At 38.6% G+C, this 1,499-nt stretch carries 1 protein-coding gene and 1 pseudogene; one reads left to right on the plus strand and one right to left on the minus strand.

The annotated features are described in order from the left end of the window. A partial coding sequence (locus RT405_RS07915; protein ID WP_313468987.1) for an FAD-dependent oxidoreductase occupies window positions 1-897 on the plus strand: 897 nt, incomplete at its 5' end. A 378-nt stretch (window positions 898-1,275) separates the two neighbouring features. Here the strand turns inward: RT405_RS07915 and RT405_RS07920 are convergent. Beyond that, window positions 1,276-1,499 (minus strand): annotated as a pseudogene (locus RT405_RS07920) (MFS transporter); the annotation flags it as partial.

Below are 1,499 nucleotides of genomic sequence, written 5' to 3' on the forward strand. Positions count from 1 at the left end.
ATCGGCTATAACAAATTGCTCTTGGCAACAGGCAGCGAGCCGACTAAAATCGACGGCCCCGAAGATGAACGTGCGATTTTCTTTAGAAATTGGACAGATTACCGAAAACTTCGTGAACTTTCTGGCCACAACCACCATATTTTAGTCATTGGTGGCGGGTATATCGGAGCCGAATTAGCTGCTGGCTTGGTACAGAACCAAACAAAAGTCACACTAATTTATCCTGATGAAATCCTTGGAAGCAAACAATTTCCTGAAGAAATTGCTAAAGAATATGAAGCAGCCTTCCGAAAAGCAGGTGTCACCCTTGTAAATGGAAAACGTGCTGCATCTTATCGAAAAGAAGATGACAAGTTGGTTTTGACGCTTGATGACGGTACAGAACTAGAAGGCGATGCGATCGTAAGCGGCCTAGGCGTTTCTCCTCGCGTTTCGCTGGCAAAAGAAAGCGGCTTGAAAGTAGAAGATGGCGTTGTTGTTGATGAATACTTGCGGACAGAAGATCCGGATATTTATGCAGCTGGAGATATCGCTGTTTATCCAGATAAGATTTTAGGCAAAAATCGAATCGAACACGTGGATCATGCACGAAACTCAGGAGAAGCTGTTGGAAAAACGATGGCTGGGTCAAATGAACCATACACACATACTCCCTACTTTTATTCTGTCGTGTTTGATATCTCTTGGAAAGCTATCGGAACATTAGATCCAGAGCTAGATACGTTAATCGATAAAGTCGGCGATGGAAAAGTTGTTTATTACCTTAAAGACGATAAACCTGTTGGCATCTTACTTTGGAATGTCGAAGCTGATTTAGATGATGTCCGTAACATTCTTAGTAATCCGCCTGCTGATCCAACTGCATTAAAAGGTGCTATCCAAGAAAAAGAGGAGTAAGCAAAAAGTACTTCCTTGAGATTCAGTTGAATCTAAGGAAGTACTTTTTACTTTAATTTACTAGAATAGTTCTGAATCAATCAACGAATTCACTCTAAGAACTTCTTTTATTGTCTCTTTTTTCTGCTAATTCAGAGGAAACTTTTTGTTCAAACATAAAATGTTTCAGTTGTTCCACACACATGTTTAATTCAGCTGATTCCTTAACGCCCATCTGCTTTTTGAATTAGTTTTTGCGATAACAAAAGTATTTATAAAAATAATTTATTTTTCCGCTAAATAGTTTGTTTTTTATCTGCCAACTCTCTTAATGATCCTTCGTATTTAGTAAAGTTTTCATTGATTTTTCAACGAATCGTCTTCACTTATCAAAAAAATTTATTTTTTATAAAACACATAATGAGCTATCAGTGCTGCAAATTGGAAAAGCAAGCCGACTGCACACACACCATGCCAACCGTATATTTGCCAAGAAAGCGTACCTAAGAATGAACCCAATGCTCCTCCAACAAAATAAGAGCTCATATAGACTGTATTATTTCTGCTTCTGACCTCATCGCCCAATGCTTGAATTCTTGCTTGGTTTGAAACTTGCGCACTTT

Origin of the sequence: Carnobacterium sp. (assembly GCF_032094055.1) — a bacterium.
Lineage (GTDB): Bacteria > Bacillota > Bacilli > Lactobacillales > Carnobacteriaceae > Carnobacterium_A.